At 41.1% G+C, this 18,975-nt stretch carries 20 protein-coding genes and 1 pseudogene; all 21 read right to left on the bottom strand.

What is annotated here, in order from left to right; translation table 11 throughout:
- Positions 1-38 precede the first annotated feature (38 nt).
- Positions 39-203, bottom strand: a complete 165-nt coding sequence (locus DHL47_RS09745) for a hypothetical protein (RefSeq protein WP_164828412.1) — start codon at positions 201-203, stop codon at positions 39-41.
- An 83-nt stretch (positions 204-286) separates the two neighbouring features.
- Positions 287-493 carry a hypothetical protein gene (locus tag DHL47_RS09740; RefSeq protein ID WP_128836474.1) on the bottom strand — a complete coding sequence of 69 codons (207 nt, stop codon included), beginning with the start codon at positions 491-493 and terminating at the stop codon, positions 287-289.
- A gap of 197 nt (positions 494-690) precedes the next feature.
- A complete protein-coding gene (locus DHL47_RS09735) occupies positions 691-1,023 on the bottom strand; it encodes a hypothetical protein (protein ID WP_209551726.1) in 333 nt (110 codons plus the stop codon).
- Positions 1,024-1,223: 200 nt separating this feature from the next.
- Positions 1,224-1,649 carry a hypothetical protein gene (locus DHL47_RS09730; protein ID WP_209551725.1) on the bottom strand — a complete coding sequence of 142 codons (426 nt, stop codon included), beginning with the start codon at positions 1,647-1,649 and terminating at the stop codon, positions 1,224-1,226.
- Between the two features lies 1 nt (position 1,650).
- Complete coding sequence (locus DHL47_RS13415; protein WP_245335600.1) at positions 1,651-3,921, bottom strand: hypothetical protein; 2,271 nt, start codon at positions 3,919-3,921, stop codon at positions 1,651-1,653.
- A gap of 268 nt (positions 3,922-4,189) precedes the next feature.
- Positions 4,190-4,879, bottom strand: coding sequence for an endonuclease V (locus DHL47_RS09720; RefSeq protein WP_209551729.1), 690 nt, complete (start codon positions 4,877-4,879; stop codon positions 4,190-4,192).
- On the bottom strand, positions 4,852-5,331 hold the full coding sequence (locus DHL47_RS09715; RefSeq protein ID WP_209551724.1) for a toxin-antitoxin system YwqK family antitoxin: 480 nt from the start codon (positions 5,329-5,331) through the stop codon (positions 4,852-4,854). The genes DHL47_RS09720 and DHL47_RS09715 overlap by 28 nt, the downstream gene beginning before the upstream one ends.
- A complete protein-coding gene (locus DHL47_RS09710) occupies positions 5,328-5,735 on the bottom strand; it encodes a YwqJ-related putative deaminase (protein ID WP_209551723.1) in 408 nt (135 codons plus the stop codon). The genes DHL47_RS09715 and DHL47_RS09710 overlap by 4 nt, the downstream gene beginning before the upstream one ends.
- A gap of 47 nt (positions 5,736-5,782) precedes the next feature.
- Positions 5,783-7,399 carry a hypothetical protein gene (locus DHL47_RS09705; RefSeq protein ID WP_209551722.1) on the bottom strand — a complete coding sequence of 539 codons (1,617 nt, stop codon included), beginning with the start codon at positions 7,397-7,399 and terminating at the stop codon, positions 5,783-5,785.
- Between the two features lie 147 nt (positions 7,400-7,546).
- Positions 7,547-8,434 carry an NAD glycohydrolase toxin immunity factor gene (gene ifs, locus DHL47_RS09700; protein ID WP_209551721.1) on the bottom strand — a complete coding sequence of 296 codons (888 nt, stop codon included), beginning with the start codon at positions 8,432-8,434 and terminating at the stop codon, positions 7,547-7,549.
- A complete protein-coding gene (locus tag DHL47_RS13535; protein WP_275946007.1) occupies positions 8,435-8,842 on the bottom strand; it encodes a hypothetical protein in 408 nt (135 codons plus the stop codon).
- 34 nt (positions 8,843-8,876) lie between these two features.
- Positions 8,877-10,766 (bottom strand): hypothetical protein, encoded by a 1,890-nt coding sequence (locus DHL47_RS13530; protein WP_209551720.1) that lies wholly within the window; start codon positions 10,764-10,766, stop codon positions 8,877-8,879.
- A gap of 105 nt (positions 10,767-10,871) precedes the next feature.
- Positions 10,872-11,465 (bottom strand): hypothetical protein, encoded by a 594-nt coding sequence (locus DHL47_RS09685; protein ID WP_209551719.1) that lies wholly within the window; start codon positions 11,463-11,465, stop codon positions 10,872-10,874.
- A gap of 1,103 nt (positions 11,466-12,568) precedes the next feature.
- Positions 12,569-13,402: pseudogene (locus DHL47_RS13660) on the bottom strand (FtsK/SpoIIIE domain-containing protein); the annotation flags it as partial.
- Positions 13,403-13,607: 205 nt separating this feature from the next.
- Complete coding sequence (locus tag DHL47_RS09675; protein ID WP_209551717.1) at positions 13,608-13,952, bottom strand: hypothetical protein; 345 nt, start codon at positions 13,950-13,952, stop codon at positions 13,608-13,610.
- Positions 13,945-14,907 carry a hypothetical protein gene (locus tag DHL47_RS09670; protein ID WP_209551716.1) on the bottom strand — a complete coding sequence of 321 codons (963 nt, stop codon included), beginning with the start codon at positions 14,905-14,907 and terminating at the stop codon, positions 13,945-13,947. Before DHL47_RS09670 ends, DHL47_RS09675 begins: the two co-directional genes overlap by 8 nt.
- Positions 14,908-15,147: 240 nt before the next feature.
- Positions 15,148-15,498, bottom strand: a complete 351-nt coding sequence (locus DHL47_RS09665) for a hypothetical protein (protein ID WP_209551715.1) — start codon at positions 15,496-15,498, stop codon at positions 15,148-15,150.
- Complete coding sequence (locus DHL47_RS09660) at positions 15,495-16,466, bottom strand: hypothetical protein (protein ID WP_209551714.1); 972 nt, start codon at positions 16,464-16,466, stop codon at positions 15,495-15,497. The genes DHL47_RS09665 and DHL47_RS09660 overlap by 4 nt, the downstream gene beginning before the upstream one ends.
- Positions 16,463-17,455, bottom strand: a complete 993-nt coding sequence (locus DHL47_RS09655; RefSeq protein WP_209551713.1) for a hypothetical protein — start codon at positions 17,453-17,455, stop codon at positions 16,463-16,465. The genes DHL47_RS09660 and DHL47_RS09655 overlap by 4 nt, the downstream gene beginning before the upstream one ends.
- On the bottom strand, positions 17,452-18,423 hold the full coding sequence (locus tag DHL47_RS09650) for a hypothetical protein (protein WP_209551712.1): 972 nt from the start codon (positions 18,421-18,423) through the stop codon (positions 17,452-17,454). The genes DHL47_RS09655 and DHL47_RS09650 overlap by 4 nt, the downstream gene beginning before the upstream one ends.
- A gap of 17 nt (positions 18,424-18,440) precedes the next feature.
- The gene (locus DHL47_RS09645; protein ID WP_209551711.1) at positions 18,441-18,815 is read right to left on the bottom strand and encodes a hypothetical protein; all 375 of its coding nucleotides are present in this window, start codon (positions 18,813-18,815) and stop codon (positions 18,441-18,443) included.
- Between the last annotated feature and the right edge of the window lie 160 nt (positions 18,816-18,975).

Here is an 18,975-nt window from a genome sequence, read left to right as displayed (position 1 = left end):
AAAGCTCCTAATCATCCTCGCGGGGCTGGGACGACGAACTAAATTTTTAAAAATTTAGTTCTGTCCCACCGCCTTTTAGTTTTAATCACATCAAAGGCGGTCTTAATCTGCCTATCTACAATCAAAGTCAAGCCTTCGACTTTTTCATCTAATCCTTCCTTACCGAAAGACTCGTTCAAAATAACCAACTTACTATCTGGCATAATATTTACCGTCCTTTACTAGCCAATATCGTTCATTTTCAGGAATTAACTCTTCAAAATTTTGACGATAAAATTAGCCTGATTTATTCGTGATCAATCATTGTTGAAATGCCTTTAAAGATAATATCAGATATGGCTTCTGGATAACCTTCATAACCATTTTTTTCCATCAAAATGTCAATCACACCTTTAATTTTTCCGTCCAGTATCACAGTAACTGCGGGGACTAATTCATCTGTTTCACCTTTTTTAAACATTTCTTGAATTACAGTCATCTTATCGTCATTCATTATTTTGTTCCCTCTATTCTCTGTATTTTCTTTATTCTATCCACTTTTTTGTTTTTGTCAAACACATTATTCCCAATGAAAACAACCGTCACCGCTGCATCAATACCTGCCCAGATCCGTTCTTCAGTGGAAATCTGAGGTAGACATAAAAAAATGTGATAACTACATGTTACCACATTTTGAGGTTAGATACTATTTCAGTCCTCATCGTCAAACATGAGGGCATATTGTGCAAGTCGATCTTCTTCTATACCTTCGTAAGATTCAATGGTATTGTTTAAATAAGACATATCAACTTCTCTAGTCTCTCTGAATAAATAAACTTTTGCACCCAGATTGATAAGTGCATTGAGAATAGTTCTCATCAACTTTAACTCATCTAAGTCTAAGTAATTATACTCTAGTAAAACTTCTTCCTTTTCAATTCTATTTTTAATTTTACCAACAGGCATAGCCGTATACTGTCTGACTATTTTACACGCTTGTGCAATATTATCATTCATTTTGACTCTTGCATAAATTATTGCCATTTTATTTCTCCTTTTCAATAACTATGTCAAAAATCTTCAATCGGATTGATACGTTGGCCTGGCAGGCTTGTCCTCCAGTTACCTCCATGCCATCCTCGAAAATGCTCATTAAACGTAGCTGGATAAATAACTTCACTTCTGTTCGCTAAATGGAAATTAAGAAAACCACCTACGACTTCCATCACAGGTGGCCAGACTATTTATCGCTCTATAGGTGACACATAATCATCTGGAAGCTTGCCTTTCCAATCAATCCATTTTTGTTCAGCAAGTGGAATCAATTTCTCAAGTTCTTCTTGAGTAAAGAGTTCTTGACTTTTCGGATTAGCTATTAAAGGTGTAAGTCCCTTTTCTACAAATCGCTTTTCACTAGCTTTTTTCTCTTCCTCGGTTGGTGGCCATCTGTCATTCTGAGCTTTAAATAATAAATCATTTCCTGAGCGCTCTCCAGATAGATATGCTTCAAAATCTGCAGCATCAATCTCAAAAACTCGCCTTACAGATGCAACACCAAGCTCAAAAACCGTATAGTATTTCCCATTATGTTCCCGAATATAAAGATTATCCGGCGTATCTACTGCCTTATAATTCTCATATTCTTCCCATGTTATTTTTGTGATTCCCATTTTAATTGCCTCCTAGCTGCCGAATTGTAAATTGCCCCCAAGGTACTTCATCAATGACTGCTTCTGGCATATCGCCTGGATAAGTGCGACCGCCAGGTCTCCAAAATCCCTCAAAAGCGGAATCTTCATTACCACTCGGAATGGTTAAATTGTTGATAGATTCTGGTGGAATCTCAATCGCAACAGGTGCATCTCCTAAATCTCCCGGATGCAAGCCTAATAAATCTTCAAGAACTCTAGGATCTCCTTTGCTAACTTCAATTAAAGTTTCTCCAGTTTCTTTCGGCATAACAAAAGCTACATAATCTTTAGGATTACCAATAGCCCCATTATTAAATCCTCCCTCTACAGGAGTAAACTTCTGAATCTTAATGGCCCCATTGCCAAACTGCTTCTTGTGTGCTTTAATATACTCTGGATCATATACATTCTCCACACTAGGACGATTACCCTTCGATATTCCTAGCACACTATCAGATGAATAATCCGGTTGATATTCTACCTTTGGAGCTTTTTCAGAAATTTCCAACACCCTGACACGGTCCAACGGACTAAGCCCTGCCTCCGCATATTTATGCCATTGAAGATATCGTTGCCTATCTGCTTGATTCATATCTAACAGAGTCTTTTGGAAATTTTCTTTTTCCAAATACTGGTCAAAGTTTGAAGCCTCACGAGCTCGTCTGCTGGCTTCGATATTCTGAAGAATGCGCTCGCGATTGTAAGTCGGCTCTGGCTTATTTGCCTTAGGCACATCCACATCACCAGTTCTGCTCGGAGTCGCAACATCCTTAACCCTCGGCACATCTACGTCTTTGACTCTCGCTCCGCCGACCACTCCGGCTGCACTTTCTGCCGCCACCTGCTTGGCACTTGGAAGGTCCGGAACGGCTTTAGCACCGCTGACGCTTGGCACATCCACATCTGCCGCTCCTCTTCCGACAGTAATGTCTGGTGCAGCCTGACTGCGAAGGTTTAGGTTGCTTGTATCAACTTTCGGCACCCTGCCGGAACCGCCCGGCAAGTCCACATCCACAGATGGAGCCTTCCGGCCGCCCCCTGTCGGAAGATTTACGTCCAAGTCCGGAGTTGAGCCGCGGCCAAACTTGACATTCAGATAATCGCCGCCCTTACCCAGACCGTAGCCCATCACCTGTCCTAAGACTAAATTTCCTAATGCTGAAGTAGGGTCCTGTCCCGTCGCAGTCGCATAGACCACCTTAGACACATCGTTGACATCATCCGCATACTTCCCTGCCGTGGCTAGGCCTTTTAACAGAGTGGAACCGCTCGTACCCGCCTTGGCCAGCTTGGTTAGGTAGGCCGCTGAGCCCATGGAAACAACCGTCACCGCTGCGTCAATTCCTGCCCAGATCCGCTCTTCGGTGGAAAGCTGATCGCCGGTGATCATGGTGTGCCCCGTCACTGCAGAGTAAGTACTGTCGGCTGCCAGATAGGCACCGCCTGCATAGGTCGCATAGAGGGAAGCACCGCCAGTGACAGGTGCCAGCAAGACCCCGCCAATCATGGCTAGTCCAGCCGCAACTTTCAGGCCCGTATCAACATACTGAAGGCTCTCCTTATTCTCTTCGTAGTAGCGGCTGGCCTTGAGCTTCTGGTAATCTGGAAGCTGGCCTGGATACTGAGCAGCTACGATATCCTCCGCACTCTTGCCCTCCAGGGCCTTGATCTGCTCATCAGACTGCTGGTCCTTGTTGGCCAGCAGTTCCTTGGCCCGCTTCAGCCGCTCATCATAGACATCCTTGGTTACCTTGATCGGACTGGCTTTGCCGTCCAGAATTTCAGCCAGAGTATAGGACTCTTTCCTTGTATAGACCTCCGCATTATAAGGGCCGGAACCTGCCTTATAGCGAACATCGGACACCTCTTTTTGCGTATGTTTACTCTTGTAAGGCTTTTCTGCCCCGTTGACATTGTTCAGCGTGGTGAAGGCCTTGTCCATCCCCTTGGTGAACTTACTGTCAATGTTTTGCATGATATCCGAGTGAATCTTCTTGGCACTCGTCAGCATGCTTCTGATACGATTGATGGACTTATCAAAGATTCCGCTGTCCTTGGTCGTCCCTAAAGTAGCTTCGCCTTTGGCAATATAGAGACTCTCAAGCCCTTCCTCTCTGACCTTATCCCCTACAGCCTTGATATCATCCATGATTTCGCTCATGGTACTGAGATAGCTGCCCTGGGTCGTCATATTATCAGGCGTATCCGTCGTAAAGTCGGGTTTGTTCTTTAGGAAAATAGCAGAACTCATGTCAAATCAGATAAGATTGTCAAAGTGTTAAGTAGGAGATTTTCCTTGTTCCATTATACCATAATAGAGAATTGTTTAAGGAACAAATAGGAAAACGAGGACTGATAAAACACACGAATTTTGTCTATTTTAGCATTTCGATAAGTTTAGAGTTCCCTCTTTCCTCAAACATCAAAAAGAGAAGAACAAAAGCAGTCTTCTCTTAATATTATCGGAAATTCTGGAGACACGGCCATGATTGACGCAAGGCTAAGAAGCCTGCAATCATTCAATCATTTGTAATTCCAGATAGTTTCTTTCGTTCTTTATGGGTCAGGATATCCGCATATCTGGTTGTAACAGGCAAACGGCTTTCTTTAGTGACAAATTCCAAAACAAACTTCTGACTTGTTTCTATATCAATCCAATTCCCGCATGAGATAAAAATCGGTTTGACATTCTGATGTGTCCGCAATACTTGCCCATAAATCTCACCGTTTTTGACTATTTCTGTACAGGCTCCTTCGTAATTGTCAGGAAGTACAAATTCTGCTCCTTCAATATGGTAGTAATTTTTGGCAACTCCGATAGTTGGTTTCCCTAAGAAAAAGGAAGCATGGGTCGCGATTCCCATATGGCGCGGATGCAGATAACCATTTCCATCAAACATATATAAGTCAGGTTTGATTTTCAATAGTTTAACTGCCTCCAAAATCAGAGGCAATTCCCTAAATGCAAGAAAACCTGGGAGATAGGGAACTGTAATTTCATCATGAAAACTAACCTCTTCAACAACTTGGAGATTTTCCCGGTCAATAACCACGAGGCAAGCAACGCCGTATTCCTTGTCATTCTCTGTCCAATAGGCCAAATCCACCCCTGCGACATAACGAATATCCGAGTCCTCAAAATGATTAGATAAGTCTATCTGATTCTTTAATTGATTCTGTTCTACTTCAAATTCATGTCTAAAGTCGATAAATCAACACCTCGTTTCAAAGCGCGTTCAATGTCTTTTTCAGTTGGTTTGGTTTTCTCTTCAATAATATTCCCATTTTCATCATATTGAATGTAGAGAACTTTCATCCCTAAAACTCTATATTCCACTGTTTCCAATGAACCATTTTCATAATAATCCTTTTGAATACCATCAGCTGCACCATGGTCTTGATAATTTATACTTTCAATGTTACCATTCTCATAGAACCAAATATTCTGTCCATGACGATACCCATTATCAATGTAGCCATAGTATTCCAATTTCCCATCTGGATATAAATCATAGGCCAAACCAGTGTAAGGAACTTCTTCTCCTGCTTCATTTTCACAGACAATTTGTTGATAATATTCTCCGCCCCAATCTAGTTCTTCTTCAAAACAAACACCGTCACGGAGAACTTCTTCTTTTGTTAAAATTTTTTCTTCTATCATTTTCCAACCTCTGAAATCATATTAAAGCCATCCAGCATGTACTGACAATGCGGACACCGTACAAACATTTCACCGCCTGCATATGGCATTTTATTAATATAACTCTTACCCTTATCTGTATGAATGACATTAACCAATAAATCATCCATGGTAGCATTGGGATTAGCCTTCAAAGCTTCATTCACTGCATATACTTCTGCGTGTGAGGCAAAGCCTTTTGTTTTTATGTACGAATCAATCAATTCCTGACTGGCATTGTCAAATCGTTCTTGTAACAGGGGATGGAATTCAGGTTCTTTCCCCCTAAAATGATTAATTGCACTATAATACTTCCCTGTTGTTTTATCATAAACAGTAGCGAAAGCGGGTCCATATCGATTTTTACTTTTAATGGTATTTTTCATCTCATTGTACTGCTTCATCGTTTCACTGCGCAAGTTAATACGTTGATTTAATTCTTCTGTAGATATTCTACCATATTATTGCGTAAATATTCCAAACGAGATGGTTCAGACATTTTCGCTGAACTTTGAGAATCCACTTTCGGCACACCCACATCACCAGTTCTGCTCGGAGTCGCAACATCCTTAACCCTCGGCACATCTACGTCTTTGACTCTCGCTCCGCCAACCACTCCGGCTGCACTTTCTGCCGCTACCTGCTTGGCACTTGGAAGATCCGGAACGGCTTTGGTACCGCTGATGCTTGGGGCGTCTATATCGGCTGCTCCTCTTCCGACAGTGATGTCGGGTGCAGCCTGACTGCGAAGGTTTAGGTTGCTTGTATCAACTTTCGGCACCCTGCCGGAACCGCCCGGCAAGTCCACATCCACAGATGGAGCCTTCCGGCTACCCCCCGATGGGAGGTCTGCAGCTAAGTCCGGAGTTGAGCCGCGGCCAAACTTGACATTCAGATAATCGCTGCCCTTACCCAGACCGTAGCCCATCACCTGTCCTAAGACTAAATTTCCCAATGCTGAAGTAGGGTCCTGTCCCGTCGCAGTCGCATAGACCACCTTAGACACATCGTTGACATCATCCGCATACTTCCCTGCCGTGGCTAGGCCTTTTAACAGGGTGGAACCGCTCGTGCCAGCCTTGGCCAGCTTGGTTAGGTAGGCCGCTGAGCCCATGGAAACAACCGTCACCGCTGCATCGATCCCTGCCCAGATCCGCTCTTCGGTGGAAAGCTGATCGCCGGTGATCATGGTGTGCCCCGTCACTGCAGAGTAAGTACTGTCGGCTGCCAGATAGGCACCGCCTGCATAGGTCGCATAGAGGGAAGCACCGCCAGTGACAGGTGCCAGCAAGACCCCGCCAATCATGGCTAGTCCAGCCGCAACTTTCAGGCCCGTATCAACATACTGAAGGCTCTCCTTATTCTCTTCGTAGTAGCGGCTGGCCTTGAGCTTCTGGTAATCTGGAAGCTGGCCTGGATACTGAGCAGCTACGATATCCTCCGCACTCTTGCCCTCCAGGGCCTTGATCTGCTCATCAGACAGCTGGTCCTTGTTGGCCAGCAGTTCCTTGGCCCGTTTCAGCCGCTCATCATAGACATCCTTGGCCGCCTTAATCGGACTGGCTTTGCCGTCCAGAATCTCGACCAGACTATAGGACTCCTTCTTCGTATAGACCTCTGCATTATAAGGGCCGGAACCTGCTTTATAGCGGACTGCTGACACCTCTTTTTGCGTATATTTACTCTTGTAAGGATTCTCCGCACCATTGACTTTGTTTAAAGTAGTGAAGGCCTTGTCCATCCCTTTCGTGAACTTACTGTCAATGTTTTGCATGATATCCGAGTGAATCTTCTTGGCACTCGTCAGCATGCTTCTGATACGATTGATAGACTTATCGAAGATCCCGCTGTCCTTGGTCGTCCCCAAAGAGGCTTCGCCCTTCTGGACATAAAGGTCTTCTATCCCCTCTTCTTTCACTTTGTTCCCGGCAGCCTGGATATCATCCATAATTTCGCTCATGGTGCTGAAATAGCTGCCTTGGGTGCTCATATTATCAGGCGTATCTGTCGTAAAGTCAGGTTTGTTCTTTAGGAAAATAGCAGAACTCATGCCAAGTCAGATAAGATTGTCAAGGTACTAGATAGGAGATTTTCCTTGTCCCATTATACCACAATAGGGAATGACAGGAGAGGGGAAATGAAGGAATTGGCGTAGAAAAAGAGAGCCTCAAATTTCAGCTCTCAATTAAAATTTATCTCAATCTGGCAAAACGATTTTCAAGCGCATATCCGTATCTTTCAATGTCTTCTGAGCTGCTGCCAAGAAGGCCAAACCATTATCAGACGGAGAATATTGGAAAGTGATATTAATAACTTTTTTATCAAAGCTATCGCCGTATCGCTCTACATACTGCTTGCTTTCGATGAAATAAATGTAGTTGTTAAGTTTTTCTTGAAGTTTCAATAAATGCTCTTTCTCCAAATCAGGAATCCACTTGTTTTCATCAACTAGCAAAAGCTCCAGATGTCCATCAGAAACTCCCATGGCATCTATACTTGTAACATCAAGTACAATTGGCCAAACTTCTGCGATAGATTCGACGACTTTTATAGGTGTATAATACTTCTCTTTAAATTCTGCGAGAACCTGTTCTACTTTTTCTTTGTTTTTTTGTCGATACAAGGGATTATGATCTAATGCATTGCATAATCTCTTATACAACTCTGTATGCTTCTGTTCCTCCGATACCTTTAAGAGACTCTCAATGATGTTCGGCACAATTCTATCAACATCGATTACAAACGGAAGGTCTGTATAATGTTTTAAAAACCATTCTTGATCAGAAACAAAAGACATTACCTTATCTAATTTCACTAAATCCGTTGATAAACTAAAATCTCTCAGAATCTCAAATGTTCTTATTACAATATTGGTATCCCCTTCATTATACAGTGGAAACAAGCAATATTCTATTAACACATGTATATCCGTAGTATCCACTTCATAAGAATCTCTTTGTCGAAAACGATATTCAGCTTCTACTCCTAAAAAAGCCTCTGCTTCTTTTCCTTCTTCCATTACTCTGCGATAATGTTTGACAAAATTCTTATAATATTTTGGTTCTACTAATTCGTACGGTTTCATTTAATCGCTCCATTTATTTATTCTTAATGTCCCATCAACTCGTATTGTTTCACTCGTACCCGGAATATAAACTTCTGGATTTTTCACTTCATAATAGCCTTTCTGTTTAATCGCTGCAAGGAAATCATCGTAGGAATGTCCTTTTGTATTAATAGAGGGCATGAGAAGTTCACTCTCAGAAAGATTAATATTTGACCCAGCCCAGGTTTTGGCACCAGAAATATTTAACGACGAGGAACCAGGAGAGTCACCATTAGGAAAACGAATCAAATCCTTTGCTTCCATATTTCTAACCAATTCCGGACTGTATTCATATTGGTAAATACCACTACTATAGGTACTTGCATTTACACCTTTAACTGTCGCAATTTCAGGACCAGATTTCAAATTTCCATTCTCAGTGTACAGGAGTGCAGAGTCTTCTGCAATGCTAGTTGTAAAATTACCTTGACCAATACCATCCAGTTACACGGCCAATTGAAGAACCTTTACTTCCGAAAACAAAGTTCTCAATACTCCACCCATTTACAACAGATGATGCACCACTTCTCAGATATGGTTGCTTAATAATTTCCTTATATGTATTTGGATAGTCATACTGTCGGGCTTCATACATCTTATAAAATGCTTCCTTTGACGGTACTGCACCCTCATGAACAGCTCTCTCTGCATAAGTATCAAATGTATCCTTAAGCTCTTGTTGCCTTTCCAGTGGGTTCCAATCAATCTCTCCACTTCCAAGCTCATCAATTTTATTAAAAGTAGCTTGTTTAATTTGTGGCGAAACGTGTTCAATTGAAATATCCGCCGTTTTTTGAGAAACAATATCAATGCGAGTTCCTGGTTCAATCTTTGCACCACCTATAAAGGTACCCTTCCCATCACCTACGACTGTACCACCATACTTAGATAAGTTCTCAAGGACCTCCTGACGTTTAACAGATAATCCATCTTTTGCAGATGTATAATCTTGAATACGAATATTTCCCGATTCATCAAGGCCAACAGCTTTTAATTGAATGCGTTGAACCTCACCTGCTGAATTACGAGTTCTAACTGTAATATTAGTTTCGACATCATTGAAGTTCGTTTTAAACTCATTAATCTTACCGGCTGAAAATTCACTGTAATTAGAGAAATTTTGTTGAGAGACTGTGTATTTCTTCCTCCATTCTGGCATAGACAGAGGATCTTGTCCGTCAGCTATCTTGCTATAGGCATAGTTCCGATAGTCTGCGTCCACATCATTTACCTTCATGGCATCTATATTTTGTGCTTTAGCACCACGAATCTTTCCTAAGGCAAAACCACCACCCTTGAATAGAGCAAACTGAGCTAAAGACGCACCCGCTTCTTCTTCACTCTTAGTTAAAACATCGTAAGCAACATGAAATGTATCTACTGCATCATCTGCTTTACTTACAACTGTAGCAACCGTTCCTAGCTTTGTACTTTTCCTAGCTTCTGCTATTGGAGCCAGCCATTTACTTGCGCCTAGACTGAGTGCCACAGCTCCAGTTTCTGCAATAGCCCAATTACGCTCCTCACCTGTTAGTTGTGTCCCTGATATTAATGTATTTTCTGTCACCGCTGAATAAGCCGTATCACCTATCAAAAATGCAGAGGCTATCGCCCCAGCTGCTGGAAGGGCTGTACCACCACTCCCTACTCCAATACTAATAAACGATACAATCGCCGCAAATCCACGAAAAACTGTCTCAACCGGAGCCAACCATTCTTTATTTTTCTCTTGCCAATTGGTGGCCTTTAAACGATTATAATCTCCAATCTCTGTTGGAAAATAGAGCTGTACTAATTCTTCATTGTTCTTACCCTCTATCATCTTAATCTCTGCATCAGTAAGAGAATCTTTATTTTTAGTGCGCTCTTTAACAATAGAGAGATGTTTATCATAGACATCTTTTGCTGCTTGAATAGGGCTCGCCTTCCCATCAAGAAGCTGAGAAAGGGTATATTTTTCCTCTTTCTCATAAGTATGAGTTACCCCCTCCTTGTACGTGTATGTTTTCTCTACTTTATGACTCATATTTTGAGCAGTATATTTTTTATTTTGACCATTGACTTCATTTAAAGATTCAAAAGCTTCATCCAATCCCTTTGTAAACTTACTATCAATCGTCTCCATAATATCTGCATGCGCTTTTTGAGCATATGTTTGCATATCAACACTACGATCAGATGCTGTCTGAAAAGTATTATAAGCTTTTTCTGTTCCAAGTACAGCCTCGCCAACAGGAAAATATAGATGAGCCACCTCTTCGTCTTGGACAACCTTAGTTACATTAGTAATTGCCTCTAAAAATTCTCTCATCTCATGATTGAAGACTGCAATCGGAACCGGCCGCTCAAAATGATCTTTATGTGAATAATAGCTTTTTTAGCCTTATTAGTATCAATTCTACTGATTAAATCTGCATCACTCATTTGCAGAAACCTCGCTTTCATTTTCTTCTGAAGAGGAAGAACTTTCAATTGAACCTAAATCAACCTCTATATCTCCCAAGGTGGGGACATGAACAACCCTTTTACTCCCTTCCTCTGACGACTGCACCTCTGATGATGAATCTACTGAGGAGCTTGATGAACTGCTGTCCGCAGAATTATTGCTAATCACTGGCGGATTTGGATTTTCTTGATGCTTAACTGGATGATACTGAGCATTAAAAGTTACGAGCAGTAAGATAAACTCTCCCGAAAAAACAAGAATCCTTTTAAGTAAATAGGATGAAGGAACACTTGCCCCTTTAATTGATATACCAGCCAATTCTGGGTATTGCGCTTCAAAAGACTTCTTTTTCATCCAATAAGGCCTTACAATAAAAGCACTAATCAAAAATAAACTGCCAAACATAATACTCTCAAAAATACGTTGACGTGAGCCAGAATAGAGTAATACAAAAGATAGCCCAACTGTGATTACTGCGTTAACTAACAATAAAATCATACTATAGTAGGCTTCCTTCTTTACGGCTAAATATTCCTGAATAGGCAAATCTTTGTTGTCTATCATTAATTACCTCCTGTTTATTTTGTAATTTTAATTTTAGTTTGAATATCCTTATAATGGAAATAAACTTCATCTATATTAAAGTTCTCTTCGCGAGCAAACGAAGAACGAGTGAAGACAGTCTGATCTCCCATTTTTTGTGCAATGATTCCGATATCAACGCGTTCCTTAATATATTTGGATATAGTTGTAGATGCCATAAAGAAATTCTTATGAGCAGAAAAGATGAAATGAACTCCAACTTTTTGACTCTCCTCGTACATCATTGCGAAATCATTGTCTGAAAGTTGACTTTCCGAAAGGAAAGTTTGTAAATCAGTAATGATAACAAACTTATTCAACTGATTCCGTTTTTTTCTTGCTTGCAGGATTGCATTTTTTAACTCAAAAGCTTCTTTTGTTAAACCTTGCTCTAAATTAATGTAGCGTCCAACATCCATAGAAAAATTAATAAATTCATTTGTAGAATCAAATAAAGTGATACGTTCTTTCTCTATAGAATGAATTACCATTTGAAGGATATGTGTGGTAGCAAATAATCTAACTGTATCTTTATCCGATAATACAAGAAATGGTTTTAAATGATTGATTGATACTGAGATAGCCTTCACTTCTTCAAATTCAAGCCCTATTGGTAATTCCATATTTTGGATGGATGTTTTAATATCAGGCATTTCCAAGAAATTTTCAACCGTTAAAATATCAGGAACAACTGGTATTCGGTCTGGTCGCAAACCTGTCCAACTCACATCCAGTTGTTTGACAATCTCTTTTAAATTTTCATTGATATCAAAAGCATCTTGACCATTAACTGGTATAGAAGCTTGAAAGACCTCTGGATCTTCATGTTTAAGCATCCCACGCCCAACCTTCTCTTCCATTGGCACTGTATATTTGCCAACAATGCCTTTTGCTTCAGTTTCATCAGTCTGTTTGAATGTAATTTTTGCCCGAATATTTGTATGAAGCGCTGCTTTTAAAGTTCCAAGCCGTCTCGTTGAAAGAGTAAGATACATTCCTAATCCAGCTCCATCTCGGGAAATAGTAGTTATCATTTTTTCAAGCAAATCCTCATACTTTGAACCTTTTAAACCTTCATAACTATCAATTATGAACATGATGGAAGGAAGCGTGTCCCCACTAGCTTTTTCAAAATTTTCTAAACTGGCAACCCGATAATCAGCAAATAGCGTTTTTCTGCGCCGGATTTCTTCACTAATCCTTGTAACAAATTTAGGAATCTTTTCTTCATCATCTGGATAAATGATATCGGCAACCTGTGGTAAAGCAAGTAATGGCAATAAACCATTAGTTCCGAAGTCTAGTAAATATATATGAAGCTGTTCAGGAGTATTTCGTCTTGCCAAATCAAGACCAACTGATTGTAAAAGTGTAGTTTTCCCCATACCTGGACTAGAAAAGACTGCTAAGTGTCCATCTACAGGATAAATATGAGTAGCAATTTGTTGCAACTGCTTACTAGGCAAGTCTACTTTACCAAGAATAACCTCTAATGGTAATTTACGTTCTTGCCAATGAGGCTGATTTTTATATAATTCATCTAAAACAATTTTATCAGGAAGAGGCGGCAGCCACGGCTGCGGCACAGGGGCAATCTGCTGGCTTTCGGTCAGGAGCTGGATCTGGCTGACAATGGCCTCCAGCTCGGTCGGTACTTCCTTGATGTCCTCGGCCAGATCAAGCCCTGACAGGTCTTGATTGAGCACTTCGTATTGGCCCAGATCATTGATCAGGTAGATGGTATGGTCTTCGATACCCAGCTCATCCTTGTCCGGCTGGTAGTCGGCCCCTGACCAGGCCGCCTGGAAGAGTTCATAAACTTCATTATTACCGACCTGCAGATAAGCCCGGCCGGTTTGGGTAATCTCCGCCGCATACATCTCCATAAAGGTGACCGTATCTGGGATAGAGCTTTTGAGATTCTGCATGTGATGGAGCGGCGCCAAGGTCCGTCATTTTATTTTTTTGAAGGAATAGCAGAGCAGGGAAATGAGCCCCAAAAATATAGAGTTTTCAAGGTACTAAAAGGAAAATGTCCTTGTTCCATTATACCATATGAGAGATAGGCTGGGGACGGAGAGCAAAAGAAAACCACCTGAATATCAATTCAGGTGGAAACCAGAACTAGAACCGATCATAATAACTATTCTCTCTAACTAATTCCTTGTTTTTATTTCTTATATAACGAGCATCGTTATCCTCAAGTTTTACTTCCTTAATCTGCGCCGCAAGATTCTCATCCGTTTGTTTGAAGGCCTCTGCAACCGTATCTAAATAATCATTAAAATTCTGGATCATAAATACAACTTCGCTAGCCGTATCCTTGAAACAATTAAAACATCCTTCCAAACTTGCCTGAGAATCATCTTCAACAGCTTGACTCGGATTAACAAGAGCTCCAAGAAATGTAGAATCAAACTTTGCCTGCACTCCTTGAATTTTCATAGGATCAATGTGTCGTTTACTCATATTTTTTCACCTCCTCAGGATGGGCTTCTCGCCATGCTAAATAATCATCAAATGATTTAATTTGTGTTTTCTCTCCCGTTACAGAATCCGTCGCATAAACCTCCATCACATCCTGTCCCTTAGGTGCAAACCAATGCAAGAGGTTATCAAACCATTCTTTCTGATTATACTGTTCAGGCCGGAAATAAAGTTGAGTCATATCCTTCATATTTTTGGCTACATCTGGATAAAGCTGAGCAAAGTTGGTGTTGGAAATATCAATTTTATTATCAGAATCTAAATCTGGAATAATAGTCCCTCCCAATTGCAATAAATGGTATTCTCTCAACTGAGCACTTAAGCTGTCCCCTAGCCCACCAGGAGCCAAGCTCACTTTGTTTAGATATGGATCTTTTGTTGCCATCTCATTTCTTCTTTGAGCAACATCTTTGAAAAAGAGCTCCTCATTATCAATATCCAGTAAAAAACTTTGCTCAAAATATTCTCCATTAACATATTGGTAAAGATTGTCTCGTGCCATATAGTCTTTCCCATTACCATAATAACTGCTTAAGACTTCATTGAGTCTAAACTTTTGTGTCTGAATTCTAGGCAATTCATACAGGTCTAGTTCTTTCCTTGATAGATTAGGGTTATTTAAATCGTAGCTGATTATCTTATAGTATTCTTCTTTCCCAATTGGTGGCGAATTTTTAACTTCTCCAATTCGCCAAGAATGAACAGCAATAGTTGAAACATAATTTTGGCCATAGTAAATATCAGCTCGATTATTTTTCTCATCCACAGCGACCAACACGAATTTACTATTATCAAAAAGCTGAATGCTCTTAAATTTTGTTTCTCGTATATCAGTATAAACTTTAGTATTTATTTTAATAACCCATAAGGAGAGCAGAGCTAAAGCTCCCAATAAAAGAATACTCAATAAGGCATACACTATCTTCTTTTTTTTCATGACCGTCTCCTTAATATGGCCAAAGCAGACTGCGTAAATCATTGCCCCAATTTGCGTAACCTTCTACTTTAAATTTATTTGTTTTAATTTCTTCTGAATAGTCACCATTCTTGTCCTTGAACGCTGTGACTTGTTTGAATTCAACTTTTGACTTATCTTGCATCCACGTCATCCCTTTTGCAACTTTATCTAAACCAACCTAGTCCAGCGATTTATGACTATTCCCCTTAAGCATTATGACTATATATCGTCATAATATTTACTTTGGCGAATTTGTTCTTGCACTTTTACTCTGTACATTTGAGCATCTGTATTCGTTTGGACAGTTCCTTTCCCCTCAATCTGCTGAGCCAAATAGGAATCTGTTTGTTCAAAAGCTGTCGCTACTGTATCCAGATAATCGTTAAAACTGATTACCGTTTCTTCTACTGTACCAGCAGTTTCTTTGAAACCATTAAAACACTCTGTCAGTTTTGCTTCCGACTCATCCGCAACAATCATTCCGACACCGGAATCCAAGTTTAGAAAAGCCGCATCAAACTTAGCCTGTACTCCCTTGATTTTCTCAGGAGTAATCATTCGTTTAGTCATTCTGTTTTCTCCTCCTCTGGGTGAGCTGCTATCCAGGCCACAAACTCATCATAGGAATGAATCTGCGTCTTCTCACCAGTCTGCTCATCCGTCGCATAGAGCTCAATCACATCCTGCCCTTCCGGCGCAAACCACTGAATCAGTTTGTCAAACCATTCCTGTTCATTGTACTGCTCAGGGCGGAAATATAGGAGCTTTATATTTTTCATGTTCTTTGCCACTTCAGGATAGAGACGGGCAAAGTTGGTGCCGGAGATATCCACTTTCCCATGATTTTCACCTTCATAACTTAAGCCAATTTCACTGAATCTCATGTGATATTTTTCTAAAACATCTCTAATCTGTTGACTAACCCCTCCTCTACTCCAGTTAATCTTATGCAGGTATGGAGAAGGTTCCTGATTCAGTTCCTTTATCTTGGCCTCCGCATTGTCGGTGATGAGTTCTCCACTCGCAGTAAAGAGGATTGGCTTTTTATTATCAGACAAATCATCTCGGTTTGCAAACTTTTCCAGTTCCAAAACAAAATAATCGGTTCCATCATGGTAATATGAGTAAGGGCCAGCTAAAGTTGCATGGTACAAACTATTCTTCCCTAGGAGCTGGTAGAGGTCGAATTCTTTTTTCTCCTTACCTGGATCTGGGCTATTGAGATCGTAACTGGTAACTTGATAATGTTCCTCCTGCTCAATAGGAACTGGACGCTCCAGCTTACCCGTATAGAGGCTGTGTTTAGAGATAGTTGTCACATAGTCCTGACCGTAGTACATAGGACCTCCAGCATCCTTCATCCCAACCAAGACAAACTTCTGGTCATCAAACACCTGAATGCTGTCAATAGAAGCCGGAGTCCGGTCAGAATAAATTTTTTCGGTTGCTTTCAGATAGGTCAAGATACCCCAAATCAAACCGGACGTAAGGATTAGACCAGCTAGAGAGAACAGGATAAGGTTCTTTCGTTGCCTCATTCTGTTTTCTCCTCCTCTGGGTGAGCTGCTATCCAGGCCACAAACTCATCATAAGAATGAATCTGTGTCTTCTCACCAGTTTGTTCATCTGTCGCATAAAGCTCAATCACATCCTGCCCTTCCGGCGCAAACCAATGAATCAGTTTGTCAAACCATTCCCGTTCATTGTACTGCTCAGGGCGGAAGTATAGGAGCTTTATATTTTTCATGTTCTTTGCCACTTCAGGGTAGAGACGGGCAAAGTTGGTGCCGGAAATATCAATACGATTGCGATAATCAACATTTTCTTCAGACACTGTTTCAATGTCGTTTTCTCTATACCAAAGATGATATTTTTCCAAAGCCTTATCTATCTGCTCACTGATTCCCCCCCCCCGGCTCCAGTTAACCTTATGAAGAAATGAGTTTGGTTCCTGGTCCAGTTCCTTTATCTTCTCCTCCGTATTGTCGGTGGCAAGTTCCCCACCAGCTGTAAATAAGAGCTTCTTATTGTTTTCATCTTCCTTTTCGGTGGGGTCTTCGTTCTGCAGTTTTTGCATATTCATAACGAGATAATCTACACCTTTGTAATAATAGGAGCTCAGAGGACCTCCCCAATTACGATACATCCGCCCCTTATCTAACATCTCGTAAAGATCAAACTCTTTTTTCTTCATATCTGGACTGTTGAGGTCGTAGCTAATCACCCGATAATATTCCTCTTTCCCAATAGGGGCAGGACGCTCCATATTCCCTGTGTAGAGGGTATGTTCGGCAACGGTCGTCACATAATCCTGACCGTAAAAAATCCCCCCTCCCTCATGATTCTTCACTCCAACTAAGACAAACTTCTGGTCATCAAACACCTGAATGCTGTCAATAGAAGCCGGAGTCCGGTCAGAATAAATTTTTTCGGTTGCTTTCAGATAGGTCAAAATACCCCAAATCAAACCGGACGTAAGGATTAGACCAGCTAGAAAGAACAGGATAAGGTTCTTTCGTTGCCTCATTCTGTTTTCTCCTCCTCTGGGTGAGCTGCTATCCAGGCCACAAACTCATCATAAGAGTGAATCTGTGTCTTCTCACCAGTTTGTTCATCTGTCGCATAAAGCTCAATCACATCCTGCCCTTCCGGCGCAAACCACTGAATCAGTTTGTCAAACCATTCCCGTTCATTGTACTGCTCAGGGCGGAAATATAATCGATCTATATTTTTCATGTTCTTTGCCACCTCAGGATAGAGGTGAGCAAAGTTGGTGCCGGAAATATCCGTGTCTTTTCCGCTTTCAGAATCATGATTCAAACCTCCCTCGTACATGTACAGATGATATTTTTGAAGGTTGTCCCAAATCTGATCACTAATCCCCCCCCCCCGGCTCCAGTTAACCTTATGAAGAAATGAGTTTGGTTCCTGGTCCAGTTCCTTTATCTTGGCCTCCGCATTGTCGGTGATGAGTTCCCCACCGGCGGTAAAGAGGATTTGCTTGATATTTCCAGAAACCTTGTCCTGATGACGTAATTTTTCTATATCCAGAGAAAAATAATCAGTGCCTTCCTGATAATATGAACTAAGCGTAATTGGAAACGCACGATAGATATTGTCTTTTCCCAGAAGCTGATAGAGATCAAACTCTTTTTTTTCTTTAACTGGACTATTGAGGTCATAGCTAATCACCCGATAATATTCCTCTTTCCCAATAGGGGCAGGACGCTCCATATTCCCTGTGTAGAGGCTATGTTCGGCAACAGTCGTCACAAAATTTTGACCGTAGTAAATATTTCCACCCTTATGATTCTTCATCCCAACTAAGACAAACTTCTGGTCATCAAACACCTGAATGCTGTCAATAGAAGCCGGAGTCCGGTCAGAATAAATTTTTTCGGTTGCTTTCAGATAAGTCAAAACACCCCAAATCAAACCGGCCGCAAGGACGAGGCCAGTGACGGCTATCCATATAAGTTTCTTTCGCTCTTTCATTGGTCACCACCCCGCTCTCACTGCCCGAGGCTAAACTCGGTATCGCTGGCCTTAAGATCAAAAGGATCCCAGTCAATATAGTTCTGTGCTCGGAAATCTTTCCCTTTACCAATTTCCTTCTGAAGCTTGTTGAGCCCTTGATAGATATCTTCTGCTTTAACATCGGATACAGTCTTCTTGCCTCGGTCCAGAAAGAGCTGGTAGGCATCCCGGGTTAAGAGTCGCTGCTCCTTCTCATCTGCTGGATTATTAATGCCATTCTTTGAAGCAATCTCTTCACGCATTGCAGTCTCAAACTGCTTAACAGCTTCCCTTTTTGCTTTTATATCTCCGCTCGTTTCGTGGTAAATATAGGAGCGCAGGCCGTAGGTGTAGATGATCACTTCTTTCATAAATTTTGAGGTACTCCCTTTCTATCTCACTCAAGACACAGCAGCATTTGCTTTTTACTAGTATATCATTTTCGCCAGTATTTGGAAACTCTATCCCAGAGAGACAGGCGAAGTTTTTATAGCTCTCAATTTCTGCTCAAAAGCCCTTGTCTATCCAATA

Origin of the sequence: Streptococcus panodentis (assembly GCF_017884005.1) — a bacterium.
GTDB lineage: Bacteria > Bacillota > Bacilli > Lactobacillales > Streptococcaceae > Streptococcus > Streptococcus panodentis.
Note: the sequence above shows the minus strand (reverse complement) of the source record. Positions and strands in the feature narration are given on the sequence as shown.